At 56.6% G+C, this 14324-nt stretch carries 12 protein-coding genes; 7 read left to right on the top strand and 5 right to left on the bottom strand.

The features are described from left to right. The first annotated feature begins 160 nt into the window (after positions 1-160). Together AC2FIT_RS01385 and AC2FIT_RS01380 are read left to right on the top strand one after the other, a co-directional pair. Positions 161-1555, top strand: a complete 1395-nt coding sequence (locus AC2FIT_RS01385; protein WP_496825928.1) for an amidase — start codon at positions 161-163, stop codon at positions 1553-1555. 28 nt (positions 1556-1583) lie between these two features. Then, positions 1584-2366: a DUF2189 domain-containing protein gene (locus tag AC2FIT_RS01380; protein ID WP_496825926.1), complete on the top strand. Its 783-nt coding sequence runs from the start codon at positions 1584-1586 to the stop codon at positions 2364-2366. Positions 2367-2369: 3 nt separating this feature from the next. Here AC2FIT_RS01380 and AC2FIT_RS01375 read toward each other — a convergent pair whose 3' ends face one another. From AC2FIT_RS01375 to AC2FIT_RS01365, 3 genes are all read right to left on the bottom strand, one after another. Further along, on the bottom strand, positions 2370-3122 hold the full coding sequence (locus AC2FIT_RS01375) for a helix-turn-helix domain-containing protein (RefSeq protein ID WP_496825924.1): 753 nt from the start codon (positions 3120-3122) through the stop codon (positions 2370-2372). A 292-nt stretch (positions 3123-3414) separates the two neighbouring features. Continuing rightward, on the bottom strand, positions 3415-3975 hold the full coding sequence (ilvN, locus tag AC2FIT_RS01370) for an acetolactate synthase small subunit (protein WP_068331841.1): 561 nt from the start codon (positions 3973-3975) through the stop codon (positions 3415-3417). 66 nt (positions 3976-4041) lie between these two features. Beyond that, entirely contained in the window at positions 4042-5793 is a 1752-nt protein-coding gene (locus AC2FIT_RS01365) for an acetolactate synthase 3 large subunit (protein ID WP_496825921.1), read from the bottom strand. A 423-nt stretch (positions 5794-6216) separates the two neighbouring features. Between AC2FIT_RS01365 and AC2FIT_RS01360 the strand changes: the two genes are divergently transcribed. Together AC2FIT_RS01360 and AC2FIT_RS01355 are read left to right on the top strand one after the other, a co-directional pair. Further along, positions 6217-7062: a HalD/BesD family halogenase gene (locus tag AC2FIT_RS01360; RefSeq protein WP_496826489.1), complete on the top strand. Its 846-nt coding sequence runs from the start codon at positions 6217-6219 to the stop codon at positions 7060-7062. A gap of 144 nt (positions 7063-7206) precedes the next feature. Then, positions 7207-7353 (top strand): hypothetical protein, encoded by a 147-nt coding sequence (locus AC2FIT_RS01355; RefSeq protein ID WP_496825919.1) that lies wholly within the window; start codon positions 7207-7209, stop codon positions 7351-7353. Positions 7354-7446: 93 nt separating this feature from the next. On the opposite strand, the gene AC2FIT_RS01350 is transcribed toward AC2FIT_RS01355, so the two are convergent. Beyond that, a complete protein-coding gene (locus AC2FIT_RS01350) occupies positions 7447-8085 on the bottom strand; it encodes a response regulator transcription factor (protein ID WP_496825917.1) in 639 nt (212 codons plus the stop codon). After that, on the bottom strand, positions 8082-9515 hold the full coding sequence (locus tag AC2FIT_RS01345) for a cache domain-containing protein (RefSeq protein WP_496825915.1): 1434 nt from the start codon (positions 9513-9515) through the stop codon (positions 8082-8084). The genes AC2FIT_RS01350 and AC2FIT_RS01345 overlap by 4 nt, the downstream gene beginning before the upstream one ends. A gap of 232 nt (positions 9516-9747) precedes the next feature. On the opposite strand from AC2FIT_RS01345, the gene AC2FIT_RS01340 reads away from it, so the two are divergent. From AC2FIT_RS01340 to AC2FIT_RS01330, 3 genes are all read left to right on the top strand, one after another. After that, entirely contained in the window at positions 9748-10833 is a 1086-nt protein-coding gene (locus AC2FIT_RS01340; protein ID WP_496825913.1) for a TRAP transporter substrate-binding protein, read from the top strand. 121 nt (positions 10834-10954) lie between these two features. Further along, positions 10955-11890, top strand: a complete 936-nt coding sequence (locus tag AC2FIT_RS01335) for a TRAP transporter small permease subunit (RefSeq protein ID WP_496825911.1) — start codon at positions 10955-10957, stop codon at positions 11888-11890. A gap of 17 nt (positions 11891-11907) precedes the next feature. Further along, positions 11908-14262 carry a TRAP transporter large permease gene (locus AC2FIT_RS01330; RefSeq protein ID WP_496825909.1) on the top strand — a complete coding sequence of 785 codons (2355 nt, stop codon included), beginning with the start codon at positions 11908-11910 and terminating at the stop codon, positions 14260-14262. Positions 14263-14324 lie beyond the last annotated feature (62 nt).

Here is a 14324-nt window from a genome sequence, read left to right as displayed (position 1 = left end):
GGTTTGCCCCCTGTCTTTCCTGTACCGATTGGTGAATTGAACTTGCCTCTCTCATGTCGTCTGCGCGGTGCCGCGGGTGCTGAAAAAGATACATTTAAACAAAGGGTTTAAATGAGGGTGTGCCCCCGCTAGGCTGACCTTGCACGAGGGATATCCCAGAATGAATCTTAGCCAAGCGACTGCACGCGATCTGTTGAGCGCGATGAACGCCGGACGGTTGTCGGCGCGTGAACTGATGCAAAAGACGCTGGACCGAATTGCAGCGGTGAACGGGTCGGCGAATGCGATTGTTGCCCTGCGTGACCCGGATGAGTTGATGGCTGAGGCGCGTGCGCTGGATGAGGGGGGAATTCAAGGCTCGCTCCACGGATTGCCGATTGCGGTTAAGGATCTGGTAAACGTCGCTGGGGTGGTGTCCTCTCAGGGCTCGCCGATTTTTCGGAACCATGTGCCAGAGAAAGACGACCTGATCGCCGCGCGTATGCGTGCTGCGGGGGCAATTCTGATTGGCAAGACCAATACGCCGGAATTCGGTTTGGGCTCTCATACGTTCAATCCGGTCTACGGGGCGACGCGCAATGCTTACGATCCGACGCGTTCATGCGGTGGGTCATCGGGGGGTGCTGCCGTGGCGCTTGCGACGGGAATGGTCGCATTGGCGGATGGATCGGACATGATGGGCAGTCTGCGCAACCCCGCCGCGTGGAACAATGTGTACGGGTTCCGACCCAGTTGGGGGCGGGTGCCGTCCGAACCTGTGGGCGACGGGTTCTTGCATCAGCTCTCGACCCTTGGCCCAATGGCACGGAGCCCCGAGGATCTGGGCCTGTTGTTGGACGTGATTTCGGGGCCTGATCCGCGGCAACCTCATGGATGCTCCGACGCGGCTGTGTCTCCGGTCCAGACGGCCAGTTTGCAAGGGCTAAGGATTGGGTGGCTGAAAGACTGGGGCGGGGCATTCCCGTTTGAGGATGGTATACTTGGTCTGTGCCGGGATGCTTTGACGGTATTCGAGCGACTCGGGGCCGACATAATCCCGGTTACGCCGCCTTTCGAGGCAGAGCGGCTGTGGGAGAGTTGGGTTACACTCCGCGCGTGGAGCGTGGCCGCAAGCCTTGCCTCGCTATCGGGGCAACGAGACGCGCTGAAAGAGACCGCGCAATGGGAATTGGACCGCGGTATGAGTCTGACCGCGATGCAGGTTCATGACGCCAGTGTCGTGCGATCCGAGTGGTTTCGCCGAGCCGCTCAATTGTTCGAGGAATATGATGCATTGATCCTGCCATCAGCGCAGGTCTGGCCATTCGATATTGAAACGCCGTACCCGACAGCCATCGCCGGGACACAGATGGACACCTATCACAGGTGGATGCAGGTTGTGGTGCCTGTCAGTCTGATTGGCTTGCCGTGCTTGTCGGTTCCTGTCGGTTTCGGCGCGCGGGGGCTTCCGATGGGAATGCAGGTCTTTGGCCCGCGTGGATCGGATGCCCGTATATTGTCAATGGGCGCTGCTTATCATGCGGCGACTGGCTGGCCACAGAAAAGACCGGCCTGATTTTGGAATGGAGGGGAGGAGGATTAACATGGACAAACCATTTGGTGTACCGGACATGGGTCCGGTGAGCATCGAGATGCTGCGTGAGGCTCTGCGCCGCGCCTGGGCTGATTATCGTCGGGCACCGCTGTTTGGGCTGCTGTTCGCGGGCTTCTACGTGCTTGCGGGCTGGGCAATGGCATGGATCACGATTCAGACCGGTACGTCCTATTGGTTGGTGCTGGCTGCCATCGGATTTCCGCTTCTCGGACCGTTTGTGGCGGTCGGGATGTATGAGGTCTCGCACCGGTTGGAGCAGGGCGAGAAGCTGGATTTTGGTGCGATATTCGGTGTTGTGGTGCAGCAGGGGCGCCGTCAATTGCCTTCGATCTGTGCGATCATCGTCGTGATGTTCCTGTTCTGGTTCTTTCTGGGACACATGATTTTTGCCCTGTTTATGGGCCTGTCAACGATGACCAACGTGTCGACCTCTGCCGAGGTTTATCTGACCCCGAACGGCCTGACGATGCTCGCAGTGGGCACCGCGGTCGGGGCCGTATTTGCCACCGTGCTGTACATGATCACTGTACTTTCGATCCCGATGCTTCTGGACCGAGAGCTGGATTTCGTGTCAGCCATGATCGCCAGCTTCAGCTATGTCCGCGACCACCTGATCATCATGCTGTCATGGGGTGCATTTATCGCGGTTTTGACCTTTGTGGCCATGATTCCGTGGTTTTTGGGCTTGTTGGTTGTGTTGCCGCTACTGGGGCACGCAAGCTGGCATTTGTACCGGTTGATCACACAGGCATCCGAGGCAAGCACCGCGTGATGTCTATTTCGTCCCTTGCTGGAAGGTCCGCTCGGCCCGCTGGGCGGTTCGCGCTGCGGCCAGTACGGATGACGTATCATTTCCTAGATGGCGTAAAAGAATACGTCGGGTCGTCGCAACATTAGCTGTGGTTTTCGACAGACAGATTGCCACCCCGCGCCAGTGGTCAGAATTTTCATCTGACCCGCGCGTTACCAAGTAGATCCGACTGTTTTGCGCCGCACGGCTGGACATAAGGATATATATTTGTCGCCCGGCACTGGCTGCGATGCCCTGCACTTCGCGCTCGTTCGGGGTAGCGCCGGGCATGCTGGCCCTGGGCTCAAACCCGCGCACCAGCGTGCATTGCGGTAACCGGCGAACGTAATACAGCCTGTGACGCGAGGGTTGATGTTCATCCACCTCGGTTTCCGTCGCATAGTAAAACCCTGCCGGAAGCAGGTTCTCGGTCAGTGTTTTTGGGCCTGACCCTAAGAATTCGGTCAAGGCGGCTGCGGCAGGGTGCGGCGGTGATCTGTCGATTTCGTCCAGTGGTTGCAGCAATATGCGGGCGTCGACCTCAAAAAAACGACAAATTCGGTCTAGAACATCGGGCCGCGGAAAGCTTTCACCGCCAAGATATCTGTTGAATTGGGTTCGGTTGACGCCCAAGTGTCGGCAAAGTTCTGAAATGGAACTGTATTGCTTGGCAAGCTGCCTAAGATTCGCGCCGAACATCCTACGTAGTTCGTCCGGGTTACGAAAATCTTTGGTCATAAGCGTCTCAGGTTCCAGCGACTTGACTAGCGTACATCGCGGCTTTGACCCGGTGGCCGAAACAACGCATAAGCACGCAAATACTACACGGTCGGGCGCATCCCTACGCCACGACAGTCCCTGAGGCTAACGTTCAATACTACAAACGCAATAGGCTTTATCCTATTTTGTGTGATCTTTTTAGCTCTATTTCACGAATAAACGCCGCATTTTCGAAAAGTGGCAAATGTATGGCGGTCAAACGACGCAATACCCCACCCTTAGCGTGAAATTCGAAAGGGTGGGGTGCGGGTTATTCTCCGCGAAGCAGTGCAGCGACACCGGTGCGCGCCACCTCAACCAGACCCAGCGGGCGCATCAGGTCGGCAAACGCATCGATTTTGTCCGGTGCGCCGGTGATCTCAAAGATGAAGGAGCCCAGCGTACTGTCGACGACGTTGGCGCGAAAAATATCAGCCAGCCGCAGCGCTTCAACCCGTTTGTCGCCAGCACCCACAACCTTGATGATGGCCAGCTCACGTTCGACTGCATCGCCTTCAACAGTCAGGTCATGCACCTCATGCACTGGAACGATCCGGCCCAGCTGCGCCTTGATCTGCTCAATAACTTGCGGTGTGCCGACAGTCACGATGGTGATACGGCTGAGATGCCCGGTATGGTCCACCTCTGCCACGGTCAGGCTTTCAATGTTGTAGCCACGGCCCGAGAACAGCCCGATCACGCGTGCCAGGACACCGGGTTCATTCTCGACCAAAAGCGCAATCGTGTGGCGTTCCTGCAGGTCGGAAAATGTTGGGCGTAGGTTATAGGCAGAATGGCGTGTGGCGCCTTTTTTGATATGTAGGGCAGACATTTATGTCCCTTTCATCATCCTTGTGGTGTCGGGCGCAAGGACGCCCGACAAAATTCGTCGCATGCTTTAAACCAGAACCGAGCCCTTGCTATCGATCACGCCCTGCGTTTCGGCCTCGCCCAGCAGCATCTCGTTATGCGCCTTGCCTGATGGGATCATGGGGAAGCAGTTTTCGTGCTTTTCAACCAGGCAGTCAAAGATCACCGGGCCGTCATAGTTGATCATTTCCATGATCGCATCATCCAGATCGGCAGGGTCCGAGCACAAGATGCCCTTGGCCCCAAACGCTTCGGCGAGTTTGACGAAATCGGGCAGGGCCTCGGACCAGGAATGCGAATACCGCTCGCCATGCAGCAGTTCCTGCCACTGCCGCACCATGCCAAGGCGTTCGTTGTTCAGGATGAACTGTTTAACGGGCAGGCGGTATTGAACGGCTGTGCCCATCTCTTGCATGTTCATCAGCCACGATGCTTCGCCCGCCACGTTGATGACCAGCGCGTCCGGATGGGCCATTTGCACGCCAATGGAGGCCGGAAAGCCGTAACCCATCGTCCCTAATCCGCCAGATGTCATCCAGCGGTTAGGATTCTCGAAACCCAAATACTGGGCCGCCCACATCTGATGCTGGCCAACCTCAGTCGCGATGTAGCGATCGTGGTTTTTGCTCAGTTCTTCAAGGCGTTGCAGCGCGTATTGTGGTTTGATCGACTTTTCGCTGTTGGTATAGGCAAGGCAATTCACCTTGCGCCATTCGCTGATCTGCGCCTGCCATTTCTTGACAGCGGCTGCATTGGTCTTGCGCCCGCGCGCCTTCCAGACCTTCAGGATGTCCTCGAGCACATGAGCGACGTCGCCGACAATCGGTATGTCCACGCGGATAACCTTGTTGATCGACGATGGATCAATGTCGATATGCGCCTTTTTTGACTTTGGCGAGAACGCATCAATCCGTCCGGTGATCCGGTCATCGAACCGCGCGCCAATGTTGATCATCAGGTCGCAGTCATGCATCGCGAGGTTAGCCTCGTACAGACCGTGCATGCCCAGCATGCCCAACCAGTTTTCGCCGGACGCCGGATACGCGCCAAGACCCATAAGGGTCGAGGTGATAGGAAAGCCCGTCGCGTCAACAAGTTCGCGCAGCAATTGGCTGGCCGCAGGACCCGAGTTGATGACACCCCCACCGGTATAAAAGACGGGCTTTTTCGCCGTCTCCATCGCGGCAACCAGCTCTGTGATCTCTTCAAGATCGCCTTTCAGAACCGGCTGGTAATGCGAGGTTGATGGTTTCGGCGGGCTGTATTTCCCGGACGCAAACTGAACGTCCTTGGGAATGTCGATCAATACCGGCCCCGGGCGACCCGAGGTGGCGACATGAAACGCCTCGTGCACGGTTTCGGCCAGCGTGTCCGTTTCCTTGACGAGCCAGTTGTGCTTGGTGCAAGGGCGGGTGATGCCTACAGTGTCAGCCTCTTGAAACGCGTCCGACCCGATCATGAAGGTCGGCACCTGACCGGTCAGAACCACAATCGGGATCGAGTCCATCAATGCATCCGTCAGGCCGGTCACCGCGTTGGTGGCACCGGGACCCGAGGTCACAAGCGCAACGCCCGGCTTGCCGGTCGAGCGGGCATACCCCTCGGCGGCGTGTACCGCACCCTGTTCATGGCGCACCAGAATGTGACGAATGTCGTTTTGCAGAAAGATCTCATCATAGATCGGTAGGACGGCGCCACCAGGGTATCCGAATACCGTGTCCACGCCCTGATCCTTGAGGGCTTGAACCACCATCTTTGCGCCGGTCATCTCACGTGTCATCTGCTTTGCTCCGTTCGCGACATGTGTCTTGCGTTTCGCATAAAAAAAGCCCCCGAGATTTTTCGGAGGCGCATGGGTTCGATTATGGTTTACCGTTACCGGCCCATGCGCGTTGTTCCTACGATTACGACTAGCGTTTTCATCGCCAGAGGCTCCTTTTCAGCTTGGAGGGACATTATGGGCGGGCGCTGAGGTCGTCAACAGGCAATCGTACCAATTTTGTAACCTCAGTTGCTGATTTTGCGACATTTTATTGCGCAGATTGCCGCAGGCAGGGAATTTTCGAGAATTTCATCCTGATTGAAGGGCGCCGAGGGGATTTTGGCAGGTCAAAAAGCGTCAGCGCGATGTCAGAAACAGACATGAGCGGCGCGTTTCTCTGTTTCACGCTTATAGCAGGCGGACAGTTCAGGGAGGCGAATGATGCTACACGACTTGGTTGATCTTGGACGGTATCCAATCGATCGGCAGGGGTCTCGGGCTTATGATCAGATGATCACCGATTTGAGGCGCGCGCTGGACCAGGATGGCTGTGCAGTACTTCCCGGATTTGTGCACAAGGACGGGCTGAACCTTTTGGTGCGCGAGGCTGACAAGGTTGCCCCGAAAGCCCATCGGTCCTTTAACCGGACAAATGCCTATTTCACCAAAGATGATCCCAGCCTTGGCATTGGTCATCCGTTACGCCGATTTTATGATCGTTCAAACGCATTTGTGCCGGCTGATAATTTCCCTGCGTCTGGCCCTCTGCGCCGGATATACGAGTACGCGTGGTTTATGCCGTTTATCCGGGACGCGCTGAATGAGCCCGAAGACCAGTTCTTTCGCTACGATGACCCACTGGCGGACGTCATCGTAAACGTGGTCGAAGAAGGGCAGGGCTTTCCATGGCATTTCGATACCAACAATTACACTGTCACCCTCGCTATTCAGAATGGAGAGGCCGGTGGCGCATTTGAATACGTGCCCAATCTGAGAACGCCGGAGAATGAAAACTTCGCGGCTGTGGCCTCGATCCTCGATGGGGACAGAACACAGGTGCGCGAACTGGAGTTAAAGCCGGGTGATCTGCAGATTTTCAAAGGGCGCTATGCGTTGCACAGGGTCGCGCCGGTATCCGGTGAACGCAGCCGATACGTTGGCATTTTTTCATTTGTCGAAGCCCAGGGGATGTGTGGTGGGGTTGAGCGCACGCGGCAGCTTTACGGGCGAGTATTGCCTCATCATCATGAACGGGAAGGGATGAGAAACGACCAACTACTGGACTAAGCTGTGTCAGGCTGATGTTAGACAAACCAGAGGCTCGGATACCTAAGATTTTGCAGCTTACGCCGTTTGTTTTGTGCGCGCCCTTGCAAAGCAGATTGGTTTCTATTGTGACCGCGTGGGGTTTTTCTGCAGCTTCCGAAAAGATTGCCAAGCGTTTTGTCATTGGTGGATTTGCCCGAGGGGCGTGTGCGTCCGCCTTTCGACCAGCCGTATCAACAGCGCGAGTTTCACGTTATCGACGAAGATGGAACGCTGGTGTTTTTTGGTCAGGATATTCGGCCAAGATCGTAAATCTCTGGCCATGAACACTCCCGCCCGTTGTCGATGCGCCGGGGGCGCATGTCCGCCGGTTGGGCCGGGCAGCGCTGCGCGCTGCGGTGGCGTCTAGAAGCCCGGGCTGGTGCCCTGAAGCACGCCGTGCTCCATCGCGTATCGGGTCAGGCCAGCGGTTGAAGAAATGCCGAGCTTGCGCTTGATATTCTTGCGATGCGTCTCAACCGTGCGAACCGATATGTCGAGGACCAGCGCAACTTCCTTGTTGGATTTGCCCTGCGCCAGTTCGAGCAGAATTGTCTGTTCACGCCCCGTCAGTGCATCACGCGTGCCGTCCAGTTTGGGTTGCAGCGAGCCGCTGGCGCCGGTGCACAGGTACCGCTCACCCCGCATCACTGCGTCGATAGCCTGTTTAATCTCGTCCGTAGGGACGTCCTTCAGCACGTAGCCCTTTGCGCCATGACTGAGCGCGGTTGAGATATATTCCGGGCTGTCATGCATCGACAGGATCAGGATGCGCGTATCCGGCAGGCGTTCGAGAATGATCTCGGTGGCACCCAGCCCGCCAAGGCCGGGCATGTTTAAATCCATCAGGATGACATCAGGGGCCAGATCAGCGGCCTGATCGACGGCCTCTTGCCCGGTTCCGAGCGTGCCGACGACTTCGATCTCGGGATAGCTTTCAAGGATCGACTGAATCCCTTCGGCCACCATCGGGTGGTCATCGACTATCAGAACTCTAATCATCATGTGCCGGCCTTTCGGTTCGGTGTGGCTTCTTCCTGTGGCGGCAGCAGATGGCTGAGGGGTAGGGTGACTTCGATCACGGTGCCGCCTTGCGGGCCGCGTGATGACAGAATCCGCAGGGAGCCGTCAAGCTGTTCGATCCGCTCTTGCATATTGCGCAACCCGATGCCCGAGCTTGCATGACCCGGCTCGCGCGGAAGACCGCGGCCATTATCCGTGATCCGCATCGTTGCACCTTTCTTGTGGCCGCGCAGGTCAATGGTAACGCGGGTCGCATCTGCGTGACGCTCGATATTGGTGAGGGCTTCCTGCGCTATCCTGTAAAGCGCGATCTTGGCCTCTTGATCCAGCCGGTTGCGGAAAACTACAGTTGAGAATTCTGTTTCGATGCCGGTACGCTCACTAAAATCATCTGTCAGCGCCTGTAACGCAGGACCGAGGCCCAGATCGTCCAAGACACCAGGGCGCAGATCGCGGCTGATGCGGCGGACCTCGATGATGGCAGTGCCCAGATTTTCTATGCCTTTATAGAGAGGGTCGCGGGCGGCCTCGTCGTCCCCGCGCTCAAGCCGACGACGAGCGTTGTCCAATGCATAGCGCACGCCAACCAACATCTGACTGATACCGTCATGCAGTTCCCGCGCGACGCGACCGCGTTCTTCCTCTTGCGTGTCGAGCACCCGCTGCGTCAACTCTTTCAGCTTGGCGTCCGCCAGTCGCCGCTCGCGAAAATTCAGGAACATACCTGAGGCAAAAACAATCAGGACTGCGGCCAGCGTGATCCCGCCAATATAGTAGAATGTCCGCTGCACGCGGGCCTCGACCTCGGCTCGGGCTGCGGCGATCGAGGCGACGACATCGTCTATGAAAACACCGGTGCCGACCGCCCATTGCCAATTGGGAAAACTGGTCACGTAGGTGATCATCTGCGCCTCTTCCCCGGTTGAGGGTTTCGGCCAAAGATAGGTGTGATACCCAGCACCCTGCCTGGCGACACGAATCAATTCGTCCACAATCGGCGTGCCTTCGCTATCGGTCAGGCCGCTCCAGTTCTTGTTGATGAACTCGGTCTGGCGTGGGCTGACAAGATTGTTACCATCATAGTCATAGACAAAGAAAAACCCGTCATCGCCATAGATCATGGCCGACAGGATCTGCGTCACCTGATCCTTTGCCTCTTGATCATCGGGTTGAGCAGAACCGTAGACGAAATAGAATCCGTTGCGGGCTTGGGTCACGTAGTTACGCAATTCTGCCTTCTTGGCTTCGATAAGCTGTGCCTCAAGCTGAACAATTTCGCCTTCGGCGAGTTTGCGGGATTGGTCCGCCACAAGGATCGCAATCGCGGCCACCGCAACGATGAGCGGCAACGTGGCCAGCAGTGACAGCTTCTGCGCATAGTTTGGTCGAAAGACGTTCCGGAATCTCCCCATACCCCTGCGATATGCAAATTTTGCGCAAAAAGCAAAGTCCAGCCGTCCGAGGACACGGAGGTGGGGCCAAAACCGAAATAATCAGGGGCAAATCCAACGGTTTGGCCCAAAGAAAGGCGGTTTCTACGTAGTAATAGGTATTTTCTTCACTGGTCGCAGCGATATGATGCCCGACACTGAAAACGATCAACTGCCCCAACGGGCAGACCACGACTTTGGGAGGACTGACTAAATGGATCGTCGTTCATTTTTGAAAACCACCGCACTGGGCAGCAGCGCGGCGGCAGCGACGGCGCTGGCCGCACCTGCCTATGCTCAGGGTAAGCGGACCCTGACAATGGTGACATCCTGGCCGCGCGGCTTTGCCGTTCTGGATGACGCCGCCACCTATATGGAGCAGATGGTCGGCGAGATGTCCGACGGTCAGTTGACCATTGAAAAGAAAGCACCGGGCGAACTGGTGGGCGCGCTGGAAGTTTTCGACGCCGTTTCATCGGGTCAGGCTGATATGTATCACTCGGCCGACTACTACTTTATCGGTCAGCACCCCGGTTACGCCTATTTCACCGCTGTTCCGTTTGGCGGAACCGCACAGGAACTGACCAACTGGTACTATCACGGCGGCGGTGAAGAGCTGCATGACGAGCTGGGCCAGATATTTAACCTCAAAGGCTTGCTGGCAGGTAACTCGGGTTCGCAGTCCGGTGGCTGGTTCCGCAACGAGATCAACTCGGCCGCGGATTTCAACGGATTGAAGTTCCGTATGCCCGGTCTGGGCGGTAAGGTTTTGGGTAAACTGGGCGCATCCGTTCAGAACATTCCCGGTGGTGAACTGTATCAGGCGCTGTCTTCGGGTGCGCTGGATGGTTTGGAGTGGGTTGGCCCGATGGCCGACGAACGCGCCGGGTTCCAGGAAGTTGCCAAGGTCTACTACACCGCTGGCTTCCATGAGCCGGGCTCGGGTCTGTCGTCGTCCGTTAACCTGGACGTCTGGAACGAGCTGACCCCTGCGCAACAGGCAATCATGCGTTACGCGTCGATGGCCACGACCCACTATCAGCTGGCAGAAACGCTGGCCAACAACGGTGCCGCGCTGGCACGCCTGCAGTCGCAGGGCGTCAAGACGCTGCAATTCTCGGATGATGTCTGGGATGCGTTCGGAAAAGCATCTGCCGAAGTCATGGACGAGAACATGGGTGACGAACTGTTCGCCAAAATCCGCGGTTCGTTCGAGGAATCGCTGGCAACATCGGCGTCGTGGATCAACAAATCCGACGGCTACTATGTCCAACAACGTGTTCGCGTTCTGGGTGGCTAAGTAACAGCCTGAAATCCTTGAGGCCTCACGCATGTGGGGCCTCTTTTCAATAGATATTCTCTGAATCTGGGGACCCCTGCTAAAGTAGAGGCCACGGACATTCAGATGAGTGAGGGACATCATGGACGATAGCAGCTCGGTTGGTTTGACCGACGCTCTTGCCGCAATCGGCGGCGGGATAGTCTGGGTTCTGCAAAATCTGGCGCAAGCCTTTTACAATATCGGCTACGCGGTGACCCATCCGGGCCTTTGGCTGGATTGGTCCGACAAAGAAGCTGTCATGCGCTTCGTCTACTATGGCGGGTCGGTTGAGTTCTTCTTTGCCGTTTTTGCAATTCTTCTGGTCATCACGGTCATCGGTATAATTCGCAACCCCTTCATGTGGGGCTGTGTCAGGGTGCTTGAAGGATTCACAAATACCCTTGGCAGGTTCTTTGCATGGGCCGGTCTGCTGATGGTGCTGCAACAGATCATCATCGTGATCATGCAGCGCATTTTCACAAGGCCCGACATTGTGATCGCGTTTGGTATTCCGGTGCAATTTGACATCAGCTGGTATGCAGAAATGCTGAAGTTTTACAACGCGTTGGTGGTGTCCTTTTGTGTGGGTTACACGTTTGTCCAAGGCGGACACGTGCGCGTTGACCTGCTGTATGCGCCAGCGCGGTTCGGCACCAAAAAGGTGGTCGACATGCTGGGCTCTGTCTTCTTCATGATGCCACTAGCGGTTTTGGTCTGGATGTATGGCTGGTATTTCATGTGGCGGCATTTGATCGTGCCGAAACCATCGGCCAGCGACACACTGGATCGTCTTTTGATGAAGGCCAGGGCAATGCGATGGAATGTCGAGACCATCGGCTTCAGCCCCAACGGATTCACCGCGTACTTCCTGTTCAAGATCATGCTGGTGGCGTTTGCCGGGCTGGTGTTTCTGCAGGCAGTCGCATTCTTGTACCGGTCGTATCTTGAATATGTCGAAGGGCCGGAGAGTGATGGAAAATACCTTGACAAGGACAGCCTTGGCGAGGGCGAAGAAGCCTACGAAGGCGCTCATTAAGGACGGAGACCAAGACAATGCTATTCGGACTTGATGGCGTCGAAATAGGCCTCATTATCGTATTTTTCTGCCTTTTCGGAGGTATCCTTTCCGGGTTCCCGGTGGCTTTTGCCATCGGTGGGGCCGGTATCATCTCATTCGGGATCATCGCGGCATTGGACAGCGCCGGGTTGTTGATACACCAAGCGATCGACACAGGCACGCAAGCCTATCGGGATCTGGTGAACTCGGGGGTAAAACCCGAGTCGATATCCATATTCCGATTCCCGGAATTACCAAGGATAGGCGAGCCGGTCTTCCCCTCGGGTTGGGAATTCGCGCTGGATCGTAACGTGTCCTTTATCGTCAACCGTATCAACGAACGCGTCTTGGCGGGGCAAGCGATCGAGACACTGCTGGCCGTCCTGATGTTCGTCCTGATGGGGATCACGCTGGAGCGGTCGAAGATCGCCAATGATCTGCTGACCACAATGGCGCGCGTCTTCGGTCCTTTGCCGGGCGGTCTGGCCGTTTCGATCGTTGTCGTTGGCGCGTTTCTGGCAGCATCGACCGGGATCGTGGGCGCGACCGTTGTGACGATGGGCCTTCTGGCGCTGCCGACCATGTTGCGGAACAACTATGCGCCGGAACTGGCGACAGGTGTTATCGCGGCGTCGGGAACGCTTGGGCAGATCATCCCGCCGTCAATCGTGATTGTTCTGTTGGGGACTTTGGCGGGCGATCTCTATTCAACTGCACAGGAAACCCGCGCGGTTGAAGCCGGGTGTACGGACGCACTGACTTACCTGGGTGAGCCTGCGGTTGTTTCGGTAGGGACATTGTTCCAGGCGGCTTTGCTTCCGGGTATCATGCTTGCGTTGCTATATGCGCTCTATGCCTTTGGCTACGCGCTACTGAACCCCGAGAAAGCCCCGGCGGTTGAGCTTGGCGGCGGCGGTGGTGAGCCGATTACCCGCAGCGAAGGTCTGACCTGGCTTTTGGGTGCGCCTGTTGCTCTGATTGTTGGCGTCCTGTTGTTGGGCAATATGGGTATCATTGGTAGCCAGAACATCACTGTCTCGGCGTTTTCGGATATTGGTGAGGGCGCTTCGCTGCGTACAAACGTATCGGAAGAATGTAAGGCCTCGATGATCGAACTTCACGGTCAATCCGCCTGGGATCAGGCCGTGACCGAGCAACAGGCGCTGGACGAAGCCGGTGGCGTCACGCAGGCACAACGCCTGTCCGAGGAAGAACTGGCCGCCGCACAGGATGCCAAGATTGCTGCGGCAGCTCCGATTGGTACTGGTGTTGCGGTCATCGTCGTACTGCTGGGTCTGACTTTGCTGATGGGCCGCGGCATTGCCCCTTCACAATCGACGCAGCCGCTGATCGTGGGGGCCATTGGACTTCTGCTGATGCTGCTGGTTGACCTTGTGGCGATCTCTCCGACAACGTCGTCCGGAACCACTTTCCTTCTCTTGGCGGTGCCATTTGCGCTGGCAATCTATGGCTGCAAATTCGCGGCCGAACGCTGCGCCACCAATGATCTGATCCGGGTGGTGTTCCCGCCGCTGGTTCTGATCATCGCGGTGCTTGGCTCGATCCTGGGTGGTATCACCAACCCAACTCCTGCCGCAGCGCTGGGTGCGGGTGGTGCGATCATGCTGGCGGCCTATCGCAAGCTTCAGGATCAGGGCCTGACGGGCAAGGTGATCATCTGGTCAACTCTTGCCATCATCATTTGCATGCTGATGGGGATCAACTTTGACCTGCGGATCAATCAGGATGGTGTGTCAGTTGAAAGCTGGATCGCCTTCTTCATTGCCTACGCAGCGTATCTCTACGCGCTGTTCGGTCTGATTTTTGCGTGCTGGGTGCTGTATTCAGGCGGTGTTCTGACCCCAATCGTGCGTGAGACGGCCAAGGTGACCTCGATGGTTTTCACCATCCTTATTGGGTCACAGCTTTTGAACCTGGTTGTGATCTCCTTCGGTGGTGAGCACTATATCCAGCAGTTCCTGCGCAGTTTCGACAATGAGTTCACTGTCTTCCTGATCGTGATGCTCGTGCTGTTCATCCTGGGTTTCGTGCTGGATTTCCTTGAGATCATTTACATCGTGATCCCAATCGTGGGCCCGGTGATTTATGGCGGCTCGTTTGACCCGAAATGGGTGACGATCATGGTGGCCGTGAACTTGCAGACCTCGTTCCTAACGCCACCGTTCGGGTTTGCCTTGTTCTATCTGCGAGGCGTCGCGCCGAAAGAGGTGACAACCGGTCATATCTATCGAGGGATCATACCGTTCGTGATTATCCAGGTGGTTGGGATTGGTATTCTGTGGAGCTTCCCGTCGATTGTCACGATCATTCCGGATCTGATCCCGAATTGATCCGTTCGGAATAAAAGAACACAGCCGGGGGCCTTCGGGTCTCCGGCTTTTTTTGTTGCTGC

Source organism: Ruegeria sp. YTSA135 (genome assembly GCF_059610165.1).
This window is presented reverse-complemented; position numbering and strand designations above follow the sequence as displayed.